Genomic DNA, 16,288 nt, shown 5'->3' with positions numbered 1-16,288 from the left:
CGCATTGCTCGTAGAATACAGGCAGCAAAAAAAGGCGGATGACAACGCAGACTGCGCACATCTCCACCCTGTAGGGTTTGATCGGTTATCGGCCCCGAGCGCCGCAGATTTAGTCTTGTTGGTGGAATATTTGAGCAGCGCAAATGTGCAGCACGCCACCTCGACAGGGATGATCGGCGTTGCTACTATGCGCTCTCCTCTGCTCGCTGAGTCGCCTATGGACACCCAATCCGACAAAGTTACGTTAACGCTGTTCTACGTGGGTAGCTTTGTGGTCTATTACCTTGTGACCATGCTGGTTACGCTGTTTCCCAATTACGGGATGCTGCGTACCAACGGCTTGCTGATGCCGGTGCTATGCCTGGTGGAGTTTGCGGTGATCTATCCGCTGTACCGTTTTTACTGTCAGCGTCGCAGCGACATTCCGCTGGGCTTTGTGCGGCCGATGCAGGCGCTGCTGTTTATCGGTTTACTGTTTGCTTTGATGGTGGCGCAGACGCAATTTCTGCAACCCGAAGGCTGGCTGATTGCGCAATCGCAGCAGGGACGCAGCTCGATGTTGATTCTGCTGCTCACCGCCGTGCTGCTGGCGCCGGTGTTTGAAGAAGTGCTGTTCCGGGGATTTTTACTGCAAGGTTTTCTGTTGTGGGCGCCGAGAAGCCGTTTGGCCTGCATGCTGCTCACCTCCCTGCTGTTCGCCGCGATGCATACCCAATATGTGCACTGGGAAACGCTGGTTGCCTTAACGCTGTTTTCCATGCTGCTGTGCTACGCGCGCCTGCGCAGCAACAGCCTGGCGCTACCGATTTTCCTGCACACGCTGAACAATTTAATCGCTATCCTGCCCGCCTGGTATTTCGCCTGACCAAAGCAAAACAGCCATCCTGAGATGGCTATGTATGATGCTTACACCTGTGTCAAACCGCCATCCACACAGATTTCTGCGCCCGCGATGTAACTGCTCTCGTCACTGGCGAGGAACAGCGCGACGTTGGCCACCTCTTCGGGCTTGCCCATTCTGCTGAGCGGAATAGTGCTGGTGATGCCGTTGCGCACCTCTTCAGAAGCCGCCCGCATCATATCGGTATCGATCGGGCCAGGCGCCACCACGTTAATGCGGATGCCGCGCGCAGAGAGCTCACGCGTCCAGGTACGGGCAAAGGATCGCAGCGCGGCTTTACTGGCGCTGTAAACGCCGTATCCTTCGGTGCCAATCACATCGGCAATCGAACCAATCAATACCACGCTGGCGCCGGGCTTCAGCAGCGGCAACGCGGCCTGCAGGGCAAACACCGGCGAGCGCACATTGAGGCCGAAGATGTGATCAAAATGCTCAGCGCTAATCTCATCAATGGTGGCGTACTCCGCCATCCCCGCGTTGATCACCAACACATCCAGCTGGCCGGATTCACGCGTGATCGTTTCAATAATGCGCGTCAATTCACTCTGCTGGCTCACATCGGCACGCAGCGGATGCGCGTTGCCGCTGATGCTGCTGCTAGCGGTCTGTAACTCCTCGTCACGGCGCGAGGTAAACCAGGTGGTAGCGCCCTCACTGGCAAAACGCTGGCTGATTGCCAGACCAATTCCTTTTGCGCCGCCCAGTACCACTGCCACTTTGTTATCCAGTCTGCTCATCTGCTCTCTCCTGTTTGGGTAGAAAGCTGATGGTATATATTTTATACTTAATAACAATTACGCACTTTGTTTATACCAGATATCGCGGAGTATATCGCCATGGCAGAGATCGACGGTAACAGCTTGAGAGATGTAGGAAAAACCCGGCCGGTGCTGGAGCACATCACCAATAAATGGTCGATTTTAATTCTCACCGTGCTTTGTACTAAGCCGTCGCGTTTTAACGAGATTCGTCGTCGGCTGGATGGCATCACTCACAAAGCGTTGGCGGATGCGTTAAAGCGGCTGGAGCGTAATGGGCTTGTGAATCGCGAAGTGCTGAACACCGCGCCGATCGGTGTGGAATACAGCCTGACGCCGCTGGCACAGACGCTGCAACAACCGTTTGTCGCGTTGTATGACTGGGCGCTGGAGCACGGTCCATCACTGGAACGCGCGCAGGAAGAGTACGACCGCACCCACACGGATGAGATCGCATAGGGCCGCCATTCATTCATGGCGACCGCTGGCAAAAAAATTACTCTTTTTCCGCTTCGAAATGGGTTTTGAACTGTTCGTAGATAGAAATCATGTTGGAAGCATCACCGTGCAGCGGGCTCAGTTTTCCCGCGCGCACCAGTTCAATCACCAGTTGCAAGGCAGCTTGTTTTGGGCTGCTGGCTGGTTGGGCAATTTCGTTCGACATGTTAACTCACTCATCGTTTTTATCAGGGCCGCATAGTTTAGCCCAGATTGAGCTACGGTTGCGCACTGCGATGCGTATAATCTTGCGAGCCGGACAAGAAAGCCGCTCAGGGTGATAATTGACTCTCAACGCGTTTAGCTATACTGGATCAAAAAAGGGAACGACCAGCCACACATTCCGTACCAGCGAGAAGGTGTTAAAGGAGTCTGATTATGCTGATTGGTTTTGTTTTATTAGTGAGCGCATGTGGGCATGATGCCTGTGATGCCTTACCGGTTTCGGAGCGTATCTATCCGACCAAAGTGGCCTGTGAGCAGATGGCCGATCGCATCCATAAAGTGCGGCCAAATGTGGTCTTACTTTGTGGCGAAGTGCACCGTTAATTCGGTGCCAGCTTGATTAAAGTTGCGCAAATAGTAGCCAAACGGCATTGCAAGAATGGGTTGTAGCGTTCAAAATATAAGCTGCTTTTCACTATCATCGTTGTGAATCCAATGAAAACATCTCGCCCCCGTCGTCCAAACGGACGCTGGGTTTATTACATTTTGTATGATGGCATTCTCTGGCCCTGCCCCGTACGTTGGGAATGGGAAAGCGGCTTCGGCGGCTGGCTGCCATTCTATTTCTCGCCCACGTTTGAGTTCGTGGCGGGCGATCCACGCAAGGCGTATCGCATTGCGCGCAGCAGTGCGCGTAACGTACGCCAGACAGACGGTGAGTACGCCTGATTGATTAGCCAATCTGCCATGGGAACCATGACGCCGTGAGCAGGTAGTGCAGTAACTCCAGCACCAAAATCACCATCACCAACACGCCAAGCTTGTGGCTGCTGATCCACTCTTTCATCCCCATATCATCGCTGCCCAGCGAATCAGCATCAGCGCCCCGCAGATGCACAACAGCACCACGATCATTTTCCAGTGTTTGGTTGCAGCCAGTTTTTTTGCCACGCATCCTCCAGACGACAGAAAGCAACGGTGCGCCCTAAGGCGCACCGTTGATTCTAACGCTGGTCACCCATTTGGGCGATTATTTATTCAGCGTGTAGTCGAGCGTGATTTCAGCATTCAGTACCTGAGAAACCGGGCAGCCCGCTTTGGCTTTCTGGATGATCTCATCAAACTTCGCGTCATCAATGCCCGGTAAGACGATGGCGCTGGTCAGCGCGATTTTGGTGATGGCAAAACCGTCGCCCTTTTTATCCAGCGACACATCCGCGGTGGTATCAATGCTTGTTGGCGGATGCCCTTCATTGCCCAACATCAATGACAACGCCATTGAGAAACAAGCGGCGTGCGCAGCACCAATCAGCTCTTCCGGGTTAGTGCCCTTCTGGCCTTCAAAACGGGTATTGAAACCGTACGGTTGATTGCTCAACACGCCGCTTTCGGTACTTACCGTACCTTTGCCTTTAATGTCGCCTTCCCAATGGGCCGATCCTTTCTTATGAATGGTCATGTCATTCCTCCTGTTGTGTTCGACAGCTATTGAGTATAGACAACATGACTCATTCTGCTGGATTAGCTCACGGCGCGTGGACGCGCGGGACTCAAGCCCGCCTCGCTCAACAGCGCGTTAGCCTGCACCAGCGAAGCCTGCGTAATCTCTTTGATCGATTTCGCGCCGGTCAGCGTCATCGCCACTTTCATCTCTTTCTCAATCAGGTTGAGCAGATTTTCAACGCCGCGCTGACCGTGCGTTGCCAGCGCATAGACAAATGCGCGTCCCAGCAGCACGCTGTCGGCACCGAGGGCGATCATCCGCACCACATCCAACCCGCTGCGAATCCCGCTGTCGGCGAGAAGGGTAATATCACCTTTCACCGCATCGGCAATGGCCGGCAACGCGCGCGCCGACGACAGCACGCCGTCCAGCTGACGCCCGCCGTGATTCGACACCACAATGCCATCGGCACCAAATCGCACCGCATCGCGCGCATCTTCCGCGTCGAGAATGCCTTTAATCACCATCGGGCCATCCCAGAATTCACGAATCCACTCCAGATCTTTCCAGGAAATCGACGGATCGAAATTGTTCGCCAGCCAGCCGATGTAATCTTCCAGCCCGGTCGGTTTGCCGAGATAGGTAGAGATATTGCCGAGATCGTGCGGACGGCCATGTAAACCAACGTCCCACGCCCATTGCGGATGGGTTGCCGCCTGCCAGTATCGACGCAGCGGCGCATTGGGGCCGCTCATGCCGGAGTGCACATCACGATAGCGTGCGCCCGGCGTCGGCATATCGACAGTGAACACCAGCGTGGTACAGCCGGCGGCTTTGGCGCGCTCCAGCGCGTTGCGCATAAAGCCGCGATCGCGCAGCACATAGAGCTGGAACCACATCGGACGATTAATGGCCGGCGCCACTTCTTCGATGGGGCAAACCGACACGGTTGAGAGCGTAAACGGAATCCCTTTCAGCGCCGCCGCGCGCGCCGCCTGCACTTCACCGCGGCGCGCATACATGCCACACAAGCCGACCGGCGCCAGCGCCACCGGCATCGACAGGGTTTCGTTGAACAGCTTGGTTTCGAGGCTCAACTCCGACATGTTTTTCAGCACGCGCTGGCGCAGCGCCACGTCGGAGAGATCGGCGACATTGCGCTTCAGCGTGTGCTCGGCGTAAGCGCCGCCATCCAGATAGTGAAACAAGAACGGTGGCAAGATGCGTTGCGCCGCGGCGCGATAGTCACTGGCAGCAGAAATGATCATCCGTTATTTTCCTTGTGCTGAGGTTGGTGGCCCGGCAGACGCGTAATACGCGCCTGGCGCGCCTCATCTTCATGCAGGGTTTTCATAGTGGTGTGAACAAAGCCGAGATGATCCATCGCCGCCTGGCGCGCCGTTTCCGCATCACCGGCCATCACCGCATCAAACATCGCCTGATGCTGTTCGTTAAGACGATTAAAAATCACCGGATGGGTATACATGCGCTGACGGCTGTGCAGCACCGAGGATTGCAACAGATCGAAAAAGCCGCGCATGGTCTGCAGCAGCACCACATTGTGCGAGGCTTCGGCGATGGCGAGATGAAAACGCAGATCGGCCTGCGCCGCGAGATCGGCATCGTCGCTCTGCTTAATCTTCAGCAGCGCATCAAAGGCGTAAGCCAGCCGCTCTTTATCGGCTTCGGTGGCGCGCAACGCCGCATGCCACGCGGTGCTGGCCTCTATTGCGTGACGCGCTTCAAGGATGTCGTAGCGATAATCGGGATCCTCAGCCAGCAGTTGGCGAATCGGCTCTACGATGCGCTGTTCCGACCACGGTTGCTGCGGCTGACGTAGCCAGGTGCCGCCACCGCGTTTACTGATCAACACGCCGCTGCTGATCAGTTGCTGGATCGCCTCGCGCAGTGACGATCGCGATGAACCGAACTCGGCCGCCAGCGCGCGTTCGGACGGCAGCCGCATCCCCGGCTCCAGCTGATGCTCGGTAATCCAGGCGCAGAGCCGCGCCCGCAGCGTATTTTCGGTCATCGCATTATCCTGAGAAAGGCTCCCCCGCCATGCTGCATTGGTAGGACCAAAATGCAGCGTGGCGGGCTTGATGGAGGAGAATGGTTAATGCTTTGTTATTTCGATGCAACGAAACAGGCGGGATTTTTCATGTTATGTGACGACGCGGCCACATTTGAATCTTTTGGTAGGACCAATTACGCCGCAGTCCGGCCAAAGGCCCGACCATAACTGCGCGGATGAAAGCGCAGGTTCAGCAAAATCAGCCCGACCGTCACCGCCGCCTGCATCAGCCAGACGCTGGAAAAACTGTGGGTTAATGCCTGCAGCTGACCGGCGATAAACGGCATGCAGCCGGCGATGATAAAGCCCGCGCCCTGCATAAACGCCACCAGCCGCGCACCGGCCTGCGGATGCGGCAGGTGATCAAGCGCCAGCACCATCGCCAGCGGGAACGCCGCGCCCAGACCAAATCCGGCAATCGCCGCCCACAGCCACGGCGCGAACAGCGGGGCAAACAGAAAGCCGCTCATGCCGATCAGCTGACAAACCAGGCTGATAATCAGCTGCGGACGCCGATCCGCCATACGCGCCAGCAGCGGCATCAATAGCGCGCCCGCAACCTGACAGAGAATCATTGCGCCGAGCAGCGATCCGCCGGCTTGCGCCGACCAGCCAAGATGATGATAGGCATCCGGTAGCCAGGCAACGCAGGTAGCGTAACCACCGTTCACCAGGCCAAAACTGATTGCCAGCGTCCAGGCGCGCGGCGTGCGCCACAGCGACGGCAGCGCAACGTTTTCCGTACTGGCGGCGGTTGGCACCCGCACATATAACCACAATCCAATCGCCAGCAGCACCGGCAGCGCCCAGCCGCTCAGCGCCAGCGGCTCGCCCAAATGATCGCTGAGCCACGGCGATAACGCCGCCCCCAAACCGCCGCCGCCCATCAGCGCACCGGCCCACAATCCGGTGACCGGCGCGCTGCGCTGCGCAAAGCGCTGACGAATCAGGCCCGGCATCGCCATCTGTACCACGCCCACGCCAAGGCCGCCAAACAGCGCGCTGACCACCAGCCAACTGCCGTCGTGGATCACGCCACGCGCCGCCAGCGCCAGCAGCAGCAGCGTCAATCCGGCCAGCAGCAAGCGTTGCAGCAGCACGCGCTGCATCAGCGAAGCGCTCAGTAGCGCGACCGCGCCCATCATCACCATCGGTACCGCAGGCAGCAGCGAAGCCGCCAGTGAAGAGAGTCCCATCGTCTGCCGAAGCTGGCCGAGTAATGGACTAAGAGAAGTGAGTAACGGTCGCATATTCAGCCCAGCCAATACCAAAGCGGCGAGCGTTAATCCGTTGAAATGTCGATTCATACACAATCCAGCTGCAAAGAGGTTGTCAGCATCGCAGCAGTTGTTACTATTTGGAAATGAAATAACACCATAGTGATCAGTGGAAAAATGAATCGTCAGCCGATGTTCACCCCGCAGCAACTGCTGAGTTTTGTCGCGGTGTGCGAAACCGCCAGCTTCACCCGCGCCGCCGATCGCGTGCATCTGTCGCAATCCACCGTCAGCCAGCAGGTGCGTCGGCTGGAAGAGATGATCGGTAAACCGCTGCTACAGCGCACATCGCATCAGGTGACGCTCACCGAAGAGGGCGAGAAGCTGCTGGGCTATGCGCGCCGCATCATCGCGCTAAACGGCGAAGCGCACGACGTGCTGAGCGATAAATGGCGCGACGGCGTGCTGCGCCTTGGCGTGCCGGAAGATTTCGCCGCGCCGACCGCCGGTTTGCTGGCGGAGTTCAGCCGCGATCATCCGCAACTGCGCCTTGATGTGATGAGCGGCATGTATGTCGATTTGCATCGCGCCTGGCAGCGTGAGGAGCTGGATATCATGCTGATCAAACAGCCGGGCGGTGAACGTCCGCTGGCTGCGCGCCCCGAGCCGCTGCTGTGGCTGGACAGCGCCGCACATCCCTGCTTTGAGCAAACGCCGGTGCCGCTGGTGGTGTTCCCGCAGCTCGGTTTATATCGCGAGGAGATGGCGCAGACGCTGGATAGCCTCGGCCGCAGCTGGCGCATCAGCTACAGCAGCGCCAGTTTGGTGGCGCTCGCCAGCGCCAGCGCCGCCGGATTGGGCTTAACGCTGCTGCCCGCCAGCTGCCGCTTGCCTGAGCATCGCGTATTAGGGGAAGCCGATGGTTTACCCACCATCAACCATTTTGAACTGGCGCTATTTTGCCGTGCGCCGCAGAACGAACTGCAGCAGGCGCTGGCCGCCGCGCTGGTGACCTTTTGTCAGCTGCAGTGGCAGTGATTTTTCCACTGCTAACCAGTGGCAAATATCGCAGCGCGCTGCGTTGAGTTTTGCCAGATTAAGCGTTTCTCGTTTGATGGAACCTCTGATGCAACTGACCTCTCCCAGCCGTCGTGAATTTCTCAGTCTGACCGCCGCCGGAAGCCTGCTGGCCGCCGGCATCAGCTACGCTGCACCCGCTTCACCGCTGCTCGCTAACAGCACACAGCCGCACACGCCGCCACCGCGCGTTGCGCACTACCAGCTGCTCAATGTCCGCCTCGAAGAGGGCTTTGAGCGCGACGGTAAAGAGGTGATCGCCACGCGCACCGCGCTGTACGACATCACCATCAAAGACGGCACTTTCGCGGCGATTGATGCCGCAGGCAAAGCGCGCAACACCAATCTGCCTCAGTGGGATGCCAACGGCGCCCTGCTGCTGCCGCGCACCCGCGATATGCATATCCATCTCGACAAAACCTTTTACGGTGGTCCGTGGGAAGCGCCGCGTCCACGTCAGGGCAAAACCATCATGGATATGATTGCGCGCGAACAGGTGCTGATCCCGCAACTGCTGCCGACGTCGCAGGCGCGTGCCGAAGCGATCATTGGTTTGCTGCACAGCAAAGGCACCACCGAAGCGCGCAGCCACTGCAATATCGATCCGGTTAGCGGCCTGAAAAGCCTTGAGCATCTCAAGCTGGCGCTAGCGAATCATGCGGAATTCCCGTGTGAAATCGTTGCCTTCCCGCAGCACGGTTTGCTGCACTCGAAGGTTGATGGCTTGATGCGTGAAGCGATGCAGATGGGCGTGCAGTTTGTCGGCGGGCTCGATCCCACCAACGTGGATGGCGCGATGCAGGCGTCGCTGGATGCGATGTTCCAGATCGCCCTCGATTTCCAGCGCGGCGTGGATATCCATCTGCACGAAACCTCGCCATCCGGCGTGGCGGCCATTCAGTACATGATCGACACCATCGCGAAAAACCCGCAGCTGAAGGGCAAAGTGACGCTGAGCCACGGTTTTGCGCTCGGCACGCTGGAAGGCAAAGCGCTGGATCAGATGATTGCGGGCATGGCCGAGCAGCAGATGAGCGTGGCGTCGACCATTCCGATTGGCAAACTGACCATGCCGCTGCCGCAGCTGCAGGAGGCGGGCATCACGGTGATGACCGGCACGGACAGCGTGATCGATCACTGGTCACCGTTTGGCACCGGCAGCATGCTGGAGAAAGCCAATTTGTACGCGCAGCTGTATCGCGGTTCCGATGAGTTCGGTTTGAGCCGCGCGCTGCATATCGCCACCGGCGGGATTTTGCCGCTGTCGAATCAGGGCGAACGTCAGTGGCCGAAGGTCGACGATGAAGCCAGCATGATGCTGGTCGAGGCCAGCTGCTCCGCCGAAGCCGTTGCCCGCATCTCCCCGGTCCGCGCCACCTTCCACCGCGGATTGCCAGTGTTCAGTGCGTAAGCCCAAAAATCGCACATTCCCGTAGCGGCGCGATTTATCGCGCGTATTAATGGCGGCACCGCGCCCTTCACGACATAGCGCAATAAATTGCGCAGCTACAATGGTATGCAGCTTGTGGCTGAAGGCACCCAACAAAAAAGCCTCCGCAAGGAGGCTTTACGTACGACATAAACAGGCAGCATGCGCACACCCGGTGAGTGCTGGATTTTACGAAAGCATCTGAATCGCCAGCGCATACAGCCGCTGGTTTTCATCGTCGCTGACAGGCTCTTCTTCCGCGTAACAGGCAATCATAGAGCTGACTTTATCCGAAGATAAGGTTTCTCCATGCAGATGCAGCGTTAACACGGCGCGGCCGACGATTTTCAGAATGTCTTCGTTTTGTCCCTGGACATAATGACTCAATGAAATGACCTCTGAAATATTATGGGTATTTACTGATTAGCCAAACGGCGGGGTAAATATAAAGCAAATCGGCTATTCGTTTTAATCAGAATTTTACCTAAGCGAAGCCATTCATTAGCACAATACTTATAAGTAAGCATTAACAAACCCTGATAATGCTTGTTTAATAACGCTAATTCTCCTTTTTCGTTGAATATGTCGAGGTTTAGCGCCTTCATTCCAGAATAAAATCAACCATAAAAGCATTAGAACTTCGCAACAGTATGCGTATAAAAACGAGACCAGCCTGCAATAACACTAACGGTTTTCAGGCAGGCAGCAGAAGCGCTTTTGCCATTGCCGATGACGCCCCTTTCTGCCAGACTGACCGCCGCCATCCTACCCGCAATTAGAGACTTTCCCGTGACTGCTTTTTCTACCCTGACGCAACTGCCCGCCAGCCAACTCGATAACCTGCGCGAGATGGGTTTCGACGCCATGACGCCGATTCAGGCCGCTTCCCTGCCCGCGATTCTGGAAGGGCGCGACGTGCGTGCGCAGGCGAAAACCGGCAGTGGCAAAACCGCCGCCTTTGGCGTGGGTTTGCTGAACCGCATCGATAACAGCCAGTTCCACACCCAGGCGCTGATTCTGTGCCCGACGCGTGAACTGGCCGATCAGGTCAGCAACGTGCTGCGTCAGCTGGCGCGTTTTACCCGCAACATCAAAATTCTGACGCTGTGCGGCGGCCAGCCGATGAGCGCGCAACGTGATTCTTTAGTGCATGCGCCACATATCGTGGTCGGCACGCCGGGCCGTTTGCTCGATCACCTGAAGCGCGACAACCTTGATCTCAGCCAGCTGCAAACGCTGGTGCTGGATGAAGCCGATCGCATGCTGGAGATGGGCTTCCGCGACGATATGGAAGCGATCATCGGCTTTACGCCGGAAACGCGCCAGACGCTGCTGTTTTCTGCCACCTGGCCGGATACCATCGCCAGTCTCAGCCAGCGTTTTCAGCGCGATGCGCTGGCAGTCGCCACCGAAGATAAAACCGAGTTACCGACCATCGAGCAGCAGTTTATTGAAGCCAGCGCCAAAGAGCGCCACAGCCTGCTCGGCGCGCTGCTCAGCCAGCAACAACCGGCCTCCTGCGTGGTGTTCTGTAACACCAAGCGCGAGTGTGACGACGTTGCTGCCGCGCTGAACGAGCGTGATATCAGTGCGTTAGCGCTGCATGGCGATCTGGAGCAGCGCGATCGTGAGCGCGTGCTGATTCGCTTCGCCAACGGCAGCATCCGCGTATTGATCGCCACCGACGTCGCTGCACGCGGTCTGGATATTAAATCGCTGGCGCTGGTGGTGAATTTCCAGCTGGCGTGGGATCCGGAAGTGCACATTCATCGCATCGGCCGTACCGGTCGCGCCGGTGAGAAAGGGTTGGCGGTAAGCTTTGTTGCCCCCGACGAAATGGTGCGCGCCAATGCGCTGGAAGAGTATCTGCAGCAGAAGCTCAATTGGGTCTCCTCCAGCTCGCTGAAAGGCACCAGCGCCAAATCGCTGCCGGCGACCAAAATGACGCTGTGCATTGATGGCGGCCGCAAAGCCAAAATCCGTCCGGGCGATATTCTCGGCGCGCTGACCGGTGAAGCCGGATTCAGCGGCGACCAGATCGGCAAGATCGATATGACCGCCACCCACGCCTATGTTGCCATCGACGCCGCTCAGGCGAAGAAAGCGCTGATCAAGCTGAAAGAGGGCAAGATCAAAGGCAAAAGCGTACGCGCCATTCTGCTGAAGTAAAGGGTACCCGCGTGAGGGCGATCGCTCTCACGCTAAAATTTCCGTTATCTCCCCCTTCATTTTTTTTCTCTTCTGCCGATAAGTTAATCATGGCGATATTGCCCTGCCCTTTACTCAGCCCAGATCTGCTCCGAGGCCATGATGGATAATTTTCAGAAAGAGATCGATGAACGCGCCAACCTTGCGCTTTCCAATAAATTCGAACTGCTGTTGTTCCGACTGGGTTCCGATCAGCTGAAAGGCAAATCTGAGCTGTACGGCATCAACGTATTTAAACTGCGTGAAATCGTGCCGATGCCCACCATCACCCGCGCCGCTGGCATGCAATCGCCGCTGCTTGGCATGGCGAGTATTCGCGGCCAGTTTATTCCGGTTATCGATCTGCCCGCCGTCACCGGCTGCAAACCAGAAACCGGCCTTAACCTGCTGCTGGTGACCGAGTATGCGCGCAGCACTCAGGCGTTTGCGGTGGAATCGGTGGAGAACATTGTGCGTCTCGACTGGAGCCAGGTGCACACGGCGGAAGCGGGCATCGGTAGCCGCAACATCACCAGCATCGCCTGTCTGGATACCGACGGCCAAAGCAATAATCTGGCGATGGTGCTGGACGTTGAGCAGATTCTGTATGACATCATTCCTTCAGTGCGCGGCGTTGAGCCAAGCGCAGAGACCGCCAAAGACTTCAATCTGAAGCCGGGCCAGGTGGCGATTGTGGCGGAAGATTCCAAAGTGGCGCGTCAGCTGCTGGAGCAAGGCCTGAAAAGCATGGGCATCCCGGCGATTATGCACAACACCGGTCTGGAAGCCTGGATCAAAATTAACGAGATGCAGAAAGAAGCGGCTGCAAACGGTGAGTCGATCCACGACAAGATCGCGCTGGTGCTGACCGATCTCGAGATGCCGGAGATGGATGGCTTTACCTTAACGCGCAACATCAAACGCGATAACAACCTGCGCCAGATTCCGGTGGTGATCCACTCTTCACTCTCCGGCAGCGCCAACGAAGATCACGTGCGTAAAGTCGGTGCCGATGGTTACGTGGCGAAGTTCGAAATCAACGAGCTGTCGAATGTGATCCACGGCGTGCTGAAAAAGCCGCGTTAATTATTGTAACGCCACCGTTCATAGCGTAATGCTTGTCAGTTAAGACCTGAAAACCCTTAATTACCAGAGCACACCTTGTAGCGGCGCAATTCATTGCGCGATAAATCGCGCCGCTACGGAATGTGCGGTGATTTGATAAGGTGCTTAACTGATCGGCATTACGCCATTCCTGGCGCCCCTTCAACCAGGATCCTCCCGCCTAACTTTCCCATCTAGTCAAAAATCAAGGTTAACGTCATTAACCAAACCGTGACGCATCTCTAAAAAATTAAAGTTAAAACATTAACAACCGATAACAGATAGCGCTTGCGCGGGTGCTGCCATACCAGATTTGTCACGCTGCGTAACCATTTTTACCTTAGAAAACATCAACCTGATGCGGGCACCTTGCCTGCTTTTCCGTCTTGAAAACATCAATTTTTGGCATTACGGGGAGAACCAATGTTGAGCTTAAAGAATATGAAGGTCGGCGTCCGTTTGGGCATCGCCTTTGGTTTAGTGGTGGCACTGTTAGTCATTGTCGGCATCACGTCGATTACCAAAATTAACAACATCAAAACCGGTATTACGTCGATTGTGGAAGACCGTTACGTAAAAGTGCGTCTCGGTTTTGACGTCCGTGACGGTGTTAACGATCAAATTAAATATCTGCGTGGCATCGTGATTGATACCACGCGTCCGGAAAATAACGTTAAACGTTACCAGCAACTTGCCGAAGCCACTGAGCATACCAACAACGCGATGAATAAAATCAAAGCGATACAGGTTACCGAAGTGGGTAAAAAGAAAATCGCCGGGCTGCTGGCGGCCAGTGACAAATTCGAGGCCGAGAAACATCAGCTGATTGAGCTGGTACGCGCTGGCGATGCAGACGCCGCCAGCACCTATGTACTGAAATCCATTACCGATACGCAAAACGCTTTCCTGGCAAGCGCGGTGGCGTTTGCCGATTCGCAATCGCAGCAGTTACAGCAAGAAGGCGCGAAGATTATTGATAACGGCTCATCCGCTATTGAGATGACGCTAATCTTCTCCGCTCTCGCCATTGCAGCCTCCATCGTATTAGGCTTTATGCTAACGCGTTCAATTGTGCGTCCGCTGAATGAAGCGGTGGAAATCGCCGGGAAAGTCGCGGCAGGCGATCTCAGTTCGCACATTGAAATCAGCGGTAAAGATGAAACCGCCGTGCTGATGCAGGCGCTGCAGGCGATGAACGACAATCTGCTCACTATCGTTTCCGATGTGCGCGCCGGTTCCGATACCATCGCTGTCGCCTCGAATCAAATCTCCAGCGGTAACATCGATCTCTCATCACGCACTGAACAGCAGGCCAGCTCGCTGGAAGAGACCGCATCGGCGATGGAACAGATGACCGCCACCGTCAAGCACAACGCCGAAAACGCGCGGGAAGCTAATCAGCTGGTGGCCAACACCTCCAACGTGGCGAAGCAAGGCGGCGTGGTGATGGAACAGGTGATCGAGAAGATGGAAGCCATTACGCTCTCTTCGAAGAAGATTGTCGATATTATCAGCGTGATCGACTCCATCGCCTTCCAGACCAACATACTTTCCCTTAACGCCGCGGTCGAAGCCGCACGCGCCGGTGAGCAAGGCCGTGGTTTCGCCGTGGTAGCCACCGAAGTACGTAATCTGGCGGCACGTTCGGCATCTGCCGCGAAAGAGATCAAGGTGTTGATTGAGGATTCGGTCGCGCAGGTGGATGAAGGTAGCCGTCTGGTGACGCACGCCGGTTCAACGATTGGTGAAGTGGTCAACAGCGTGAAGAGCGTGGCGGATATTATGAGCGAAATCACCATTGCCAGCAGCGAGCAAAGTAGCGGGATTAGCGAGATCAACTCAGCGATTACGCAGATGGAGGCGGTGACGCAGCAGAATGCCGCGTTGGTGCAGGAAGCCTCAGCGGCGTCGCAGGCGTTGCAGGAACAGGCGGATCGCCTGGCGCAGTCGATGAGTGTGTTTAAAACGGCTGCGGTGTAATGATGACAAGGTCGCCATGCCTGGCGACCTTTCTGATATATATGCTTAGCTGACCAGCGAATAAGCAATCGACGAAATCGCCAGCACGCCAACGATCACCACAAACACGTTACTGATTTTTCCGCTGTACTGACGCATCGCCGGCACTTTCTGAATGGCATACATCGGCATCAGGAACAGAATCATCGCAATAATCGGCCCACCCAGCGTTTCAATCATGCCCAGAATACTGGGGTCCAGCGTCGCCACCAGCCAGGTGGTCAGCAGCATAAATGCGGTGGTCAGGCGATTCAGACGCTGCGGCGTGACGGTTTTACCGCGGCTGCGCAGCGACTTCACCACCATGCCGTTAAACCCTTCACGCGCCCCCAGATAATGCCCGAGAAATGACTTCGTGATCGCCACCATCGCCACAATCGGCCCCATCCACGCAATCATCGGTACATTAAAGTGGTTGGCTAAATAGGACAGAATGGTGATGTTCTGATCTTTCGCCGCCTGTAGATCGGCTGGCGACAGGCTCAGCACGCAGCTGAACACAAAGAACATCACCGTCACGACCATAAGCAGATGGGCGTTCGCCAGGATGCGCGAACATTTCTTCTCCGCGCCTGCGCCGTACTCATCGCGCTTGGCAACAGCAAAAGAGGAGATAATCGGCGAATGATTAAAGGAGAACACCATCACCGGAATCGCCAGCCACAGCGTCATCAGAATGCCGTGGCCGCTTACATTCGCATCTAACGACAACGTTTCCAGCGCTGCACCATGCCAGTGCGGTACCAGATAAGCCGCCAGCAGCATCAGCACCGCCACAAACGGGAATACCAGTATGCTCATCGCTTTCACAATCATCTGCTCGCCAAAGCGCACCACCGTCATCATGCCGATGATCAGAATCAGCGACAGCAGCGCACGCGGCGGCGAAACCAGCCCCAGCTGATGCACGATAAAGCTATCAACGGTGTTGGTGATCGCCACGCTGTACATCAGCAGGATCGGATAGATAGCAAAGAAGTAGAGCAAGGTGATGATCTTGCCCGCGCCCACGCCAAAGTGCTCTTCCACCACTTCGGTAATGTCTTCGCCGGGATTTTTACCGGAGAGCACAAAGCGCGTTAACGCGCGGTGCGCGTAATAGGTCATCGGGAAGGCAAGAATCGCCATGATAATCAGCGGAATCAGCCCGCCTGCACCGGCGTTAATCGGCAGGAAAAGCACGCCCGCACCAATCGCCGTACCGTACAGACCCAGCATCCACACGGTATCACTCTTACGCCAGCCCTTAGCCGCCGTTTCTACGGTGCCAAGCGTACCGGTTTGTGAGTTGTCCATCTGTCTCTCCAGAATTTCAAGCTTTATCAACATGCAGCCACAAAGATGGCTACCAATCATGGCGTGGGCTGCTCCGCCCGGCCGGAACGCAAAGGATGACGCTTCATGAGATGAAATTC

General features: G+C 56.3%; 18 protein-coding genes. 9 read left to right on the top strand and 9 right to left on the bottom strand.

All coding sequences use genetic code 11. From position 1 onward, the window contains the following. Positions 1–217 precede the first annotated feature (217 nt). Positions 218–865, top strand: coding sequence for a CPBP family intramembrane glutamic endopeptidase (locus ACYAC5_RS04580; protein ID WP_110867779.1), 648 nt, complete (start codon positions 218–220; stop codon positions 863–865). Between the two features lie 41 nt (positions 866–906). On the opposite strand, the gene ACYAC5_RS04575 is transcribed toward ACYAC5_RS04580, so the two are convergent. After that, the gene (locus tag ACYAC5_RS04575) at positions 907–1,638 is read right to left on the bottom strand and encodes an SDR family NAD(P)-dependent oxidoreductase (RefSeq protein ID WP_137385239.1); all 732 of its coding nucleotides are present in this window, start codon (positions 1,636–1,638) and stop codon (positions 907–909) included. Between the two features lie 99 nt (positions 1,639–1,737). Between ACYAC5_RS04575 and ACYAC5_RS04570 the strand changes: the two genes are divergently transcribed. Beyond that, entirely contained in the window at positions 1,738–2,118 is a 381-nt protein-coding gene (locus ACYAC5_RS04570; RefSeq protein WP_192415363.1) for a winged helix-turn-helix transcriptional regulator, read from the top strand. 37 nt (positions 2,119–2,155) lie between these two features. On the opposite strand, the gene ACYAC5_RS04565 is transcribed toward ACYAC5_RS04570, so the two are convergent. After that, the gene (locus tag ACYAC5_RS04565; RefSeq protein ID WP_168197444.1) at positions 2,156–2,323 is read right to left on the bottom strand and encodes a hypothetical protein; all 168 of its coding nucleotides are present in this window, start codon (positions 2,321–2,323) and stop codon (positions 2,156–2,158) included. A gap of 212 nt (positions 2,324–2,535) precedes the next feature. On the opposite strand from ACYAC5_RS04565, the gene ACYAC5_RS04560 reads away from it, so the two are divergent. After that, a complete protein-coding gene (locus ACYAC5_RS04560) occupies positions 2,536–2,706 on the top strand; it encodes a hypothetical protein (RefSeq protein ID WP_007887091.1) in 171 nt (56 codons plus the stop codon). Positions 2,707–2,817: 111 nt separating this feature from the next. Next, the gene (locus ACYAC5_RS04555) at positions 2,818–3,051 is read left to right on the top strand and encodes a hypothetical protein (protein ID WP_110867781.1); all 234 of its coding nucleotides are present in this window, start codon (positions 2,818–2,820) and stop codon (positions 3,049–3,051) included. Positions 3,052–3,165: 114 nt separating this feature from the next. On the opposite strand, the gene yniD is transcribed toward ACYAC5_RS04555, so the two are convergent. The 5 genes from yniD to ACYAC5_RS04530 form a co-directional block, all read right to left on the bottom strand. Next, on the bottom strand, positions 3,166–3,273 hold the full coding sequence (gene yniD, locus ACYAC5_RS04550; RefSeq protein ID WP_021507251.1) for a small membrane protein YniD: 108 nt from the start codon (positions 3,271–3,273) through the stop codon (positions 3,166–3,168). Positions 3,274–3,352: 79 nt separating this feature from the next. Further along, positions 3,353–3,781: an OsmC family protein gene (locus ACYAC5_RS04545; protein WP_101762490.1), complete on the bottom strand. Its 429-nt coding sequence runs from the start codon at positions 3,779–3,781 to the stop codon at positions 3,353–3,355. A gap of 62 nt (positions 3,782–3,843) precedes the next feature. Continuing rightward, positions 3,844–5,034, bottom strand: coding sequence for an FMN-dependent L-lactate dehydrogenase LldD (gene lldD, locus ACYAC5_RS04540; RefSeq protein WP_192415365.1), 1,191 nt, complete (start codon positions 5,032–5,034; stop codon positions 3,844–3,846). Beyond that, complete coding sequence (gene lldR / locus ACYAC5_RS04535; RefSeq protein WP_101762492.1) at positions 5,031–5,798, bottom strand: transcriptional regulator LldR; 768 nt, start codon at positions 5,796–5,798, stop codon at positions 5,031–5,033. Before lldR ends, lldD begins: the two co-directional genes overlap by 4 nt. Before the next feature lie 176 nt (positions 5,799–5,974). After that, complete coding sequence (locus tag ACYAC5_RS04530; protein ID WP_462062475.1) at positions 5,975–7,147, bottom strand: cyanate transporter; 1,173 nt, start codon at positions 7,145–7,147, stop codon at positions 5,975–5,977. A gap of 87 nt (positions 7,148–7,234) precedes the next feature. Here ACYAC5_RS04530 and ACYAC5_RS04525 point away from each other — a divergent pair, with 87 nt between their 5' ends. Beyond that, complete coding sequence (locus tag ACYAC5_RS04525; RefSeq protein ID WP_462062473.1) at positions 7,235–8,095, top strand: LysR family transcriptional regulator; 861 nt, start codon at positions 7,235–7,237, stop codon at positions 8,093–8,095. Positions 8,096–8,183: 88 nt separating this feature from the next. After that, complete coding sequence (locus ACYAC5_RS04520) at positions 8,184–9,545, top strand: amidohydrolase family protein (RefSeq protein ID WP_462062471.1); 1,362 nt, start codon at positions 8,184–8,186, stop codon at positions 9,543–9,545. A gap of 207 nt (positions 9,546–9,752) precedes the next feature. Here the strand turns inward: ACYAC5_RS04520 and ACYAC5_RS04515 are convergent, their stop codons facing one another. Continuing rightward, positions 9,753–9,950 carry a hypothetical protein gene (locus ACYAC5_RS04515; RefSeq protein ID WP_039333073.1) on the bottom strand — a complete coding sequence of 66 codons (198 nt, stop codon included), beginning with the start codon at positions 9,948–9,950 and terminating at the stop codon, positions 9,753–9,755. A gap of 402 nt (positions 9,951–10,352) precedes the next feature. On the opposite strand from ACYAC5_RS04515, the gene dbpA reads away from it, so the two are divergent. From dbpA to ACYAC5_RS04500, 3 genes are all read left to right on the top strand, one after another. After that, a complete protein-coding gene (gene dbpA / locus ACYAC5_RS04510; RefSeq protein WP_101762496.1) occupies positions 10,353–11,732 on the top strand; it encodes an ATP-dependent RNA helicase DbpA in 1,380 nt (459 codons plus the stop codon). A 141-nt stretch (positions 11,733–11,873) separates the two neighbouring features. Next, positions 11,874–12,836: a chemotaxis protein gene (locus ACYAC5_RS04505; protein WP_008105989.1), complete on the top strand. Its 963-nt coding sequence runs from the start codon at positions 11,874–11,876 to the stop codon at positions 12,834–12,836. Positions 12,837–13,277: 441 nt separating this feature from the next. Then, entirely contained in the window at positions 13,278–14,834 is a 1,557-nt protein-coding gene (locus ACYAC5_RS04500; RefSeq protein WP_110867787.1) for a methyl-accepting chemotaxis protein, read from the top strand. Positions 14,835–14,879: 45 nt separating this feature from the next. Here the strand turns inward: ACYAC5_RS04500 and ACYAC5_RS04495 are convergent, their stop codons facing one another. Then, positions 14,880–16,169, bottom strand: a complete 1,290-nt coding sequence (locus ACYAC5_RS04495; RefSeq protein ID WP_280172506.1) for an HAAAP family serine/threonine permease — start codon at positions 16,167–16,169, stop codon at positions 14,880–14,882. Between the last annotated feature and the right edge of the window lie 119 nt (positions 16,170–16,288).

Source organism: Pantoea sp. y20, from assembly GCF_054903455.1.
Note: the sequence above shows the minus strand (reverse complement) of the source record. Positions and strands in the feature narration are given on the sequence as shown.

Bases quoted from the DNA above. Each gene is read 5' to 3' on its own strand.
- lldD (WP_192415365.1), bottom strand. From the start codon at position 5,034: ATGATCATTTCTGCTGCCAGTGACTATCGCGCCGCGGCGCAACGCATC.
- ACYAC5_RS04580 (WP_110867779.1), top strand. From the start codon at position 218: ATGGACACCCAATCCGACAAAGTTACGTTAACGCTGTTCTACGTGGGT.
- ACYAC5_RS04570 (WP_192415363.1), top strand. From the start codon at position 1,738: ATGGCAGAGATCGACGGTAACAGCTTGAGAGATGTAGGAAAAACCCGG.
- lldR (WP_101762492.1), bottom strand. From the start codon at position 5,798: ATGACCGAAAATACGCTGCGGGCGCGGCTCTGCGCCTGGATTACCGAG.
- ACYAC5_RS04560 (WP_007887091.1), top strand. From the start codon at position 2,536: ATGCTGATTGGTTTTGTTTTATTAGTGAGCGCATGTGGGCATGATGCC.
- ACYAC5_RS04525 (WP_462062473.1), top strand. From the start codon at position 7,235: ATGAATCGTCAGCCGATGTTCACCCCGCAGCAACTGCTGAGTTTTGTC.
- ACYAC5_RS04500 (WP_110867787.1), top strand. From the start codon at position 13,278: ATGTTGAGCTTAAAGAATATGAAGGTCGGCGTCCGTTTGGGCATCGCC.
- ACYAC5_RS04555 (WP_110867781.1), top strand. From the start codon at position 2,818: ATGAAAACATCTCGCCCCCGTCGTCCAAACGGACGCTGGGTTTATTAC.
- ACYAC5_RS04545 (WP_101762490.1), bottom strand. From the start codon at position 3,781: ATGACCATTCATAAGAAAGGATCGGCCCATTGGGAAGGCGACATTAAA.
- ACYAC5_RS04575 (WP_137385239.1), bottom strand. From the start codon at position 1,638: ATGAGCAGACTGGATAACAAAGTGGCAGTGGTACTGGGCGGCGCAAAA.
- ACYAC5_RS04520 (WP_462062471.1), top strand. From the start codon at position 8,184: ATGCAACTGACCTCTCCCAGCCGTCGTGAATTTCTCAGTCTGACCGCC.
- ACYAC5_RS04505 (WP_008105989.1), top strand. From the start codon at position 11,874: ATGGATAATTTTCAGAAAGAGATCGATGAACGCGCCAACCTTGCGCTT.
- ACYAC5_RS04565 (WP_168197444.1), bottom strand. From the start codon at position 2,323: ATGTCGAACGAAATTGCCCAACCAGCCAGCAGCCCAAAACAAGCTGCC.
- ACYAC5_RS04530 (WP_462062475.1), bottom strand. From the start codon at position 7,147: ATGAATCGACATTTCAACGGATTAACGCTCGCCGCTTTGGTATTGGCT.
- ACYAC5_RS04495 (WP_280172506.1), bottom strand. From the start codon at position 16,169: ATGGACAACTCACAAACCGGTACGCTTGGCACCGTAGAAACGGCGGCT.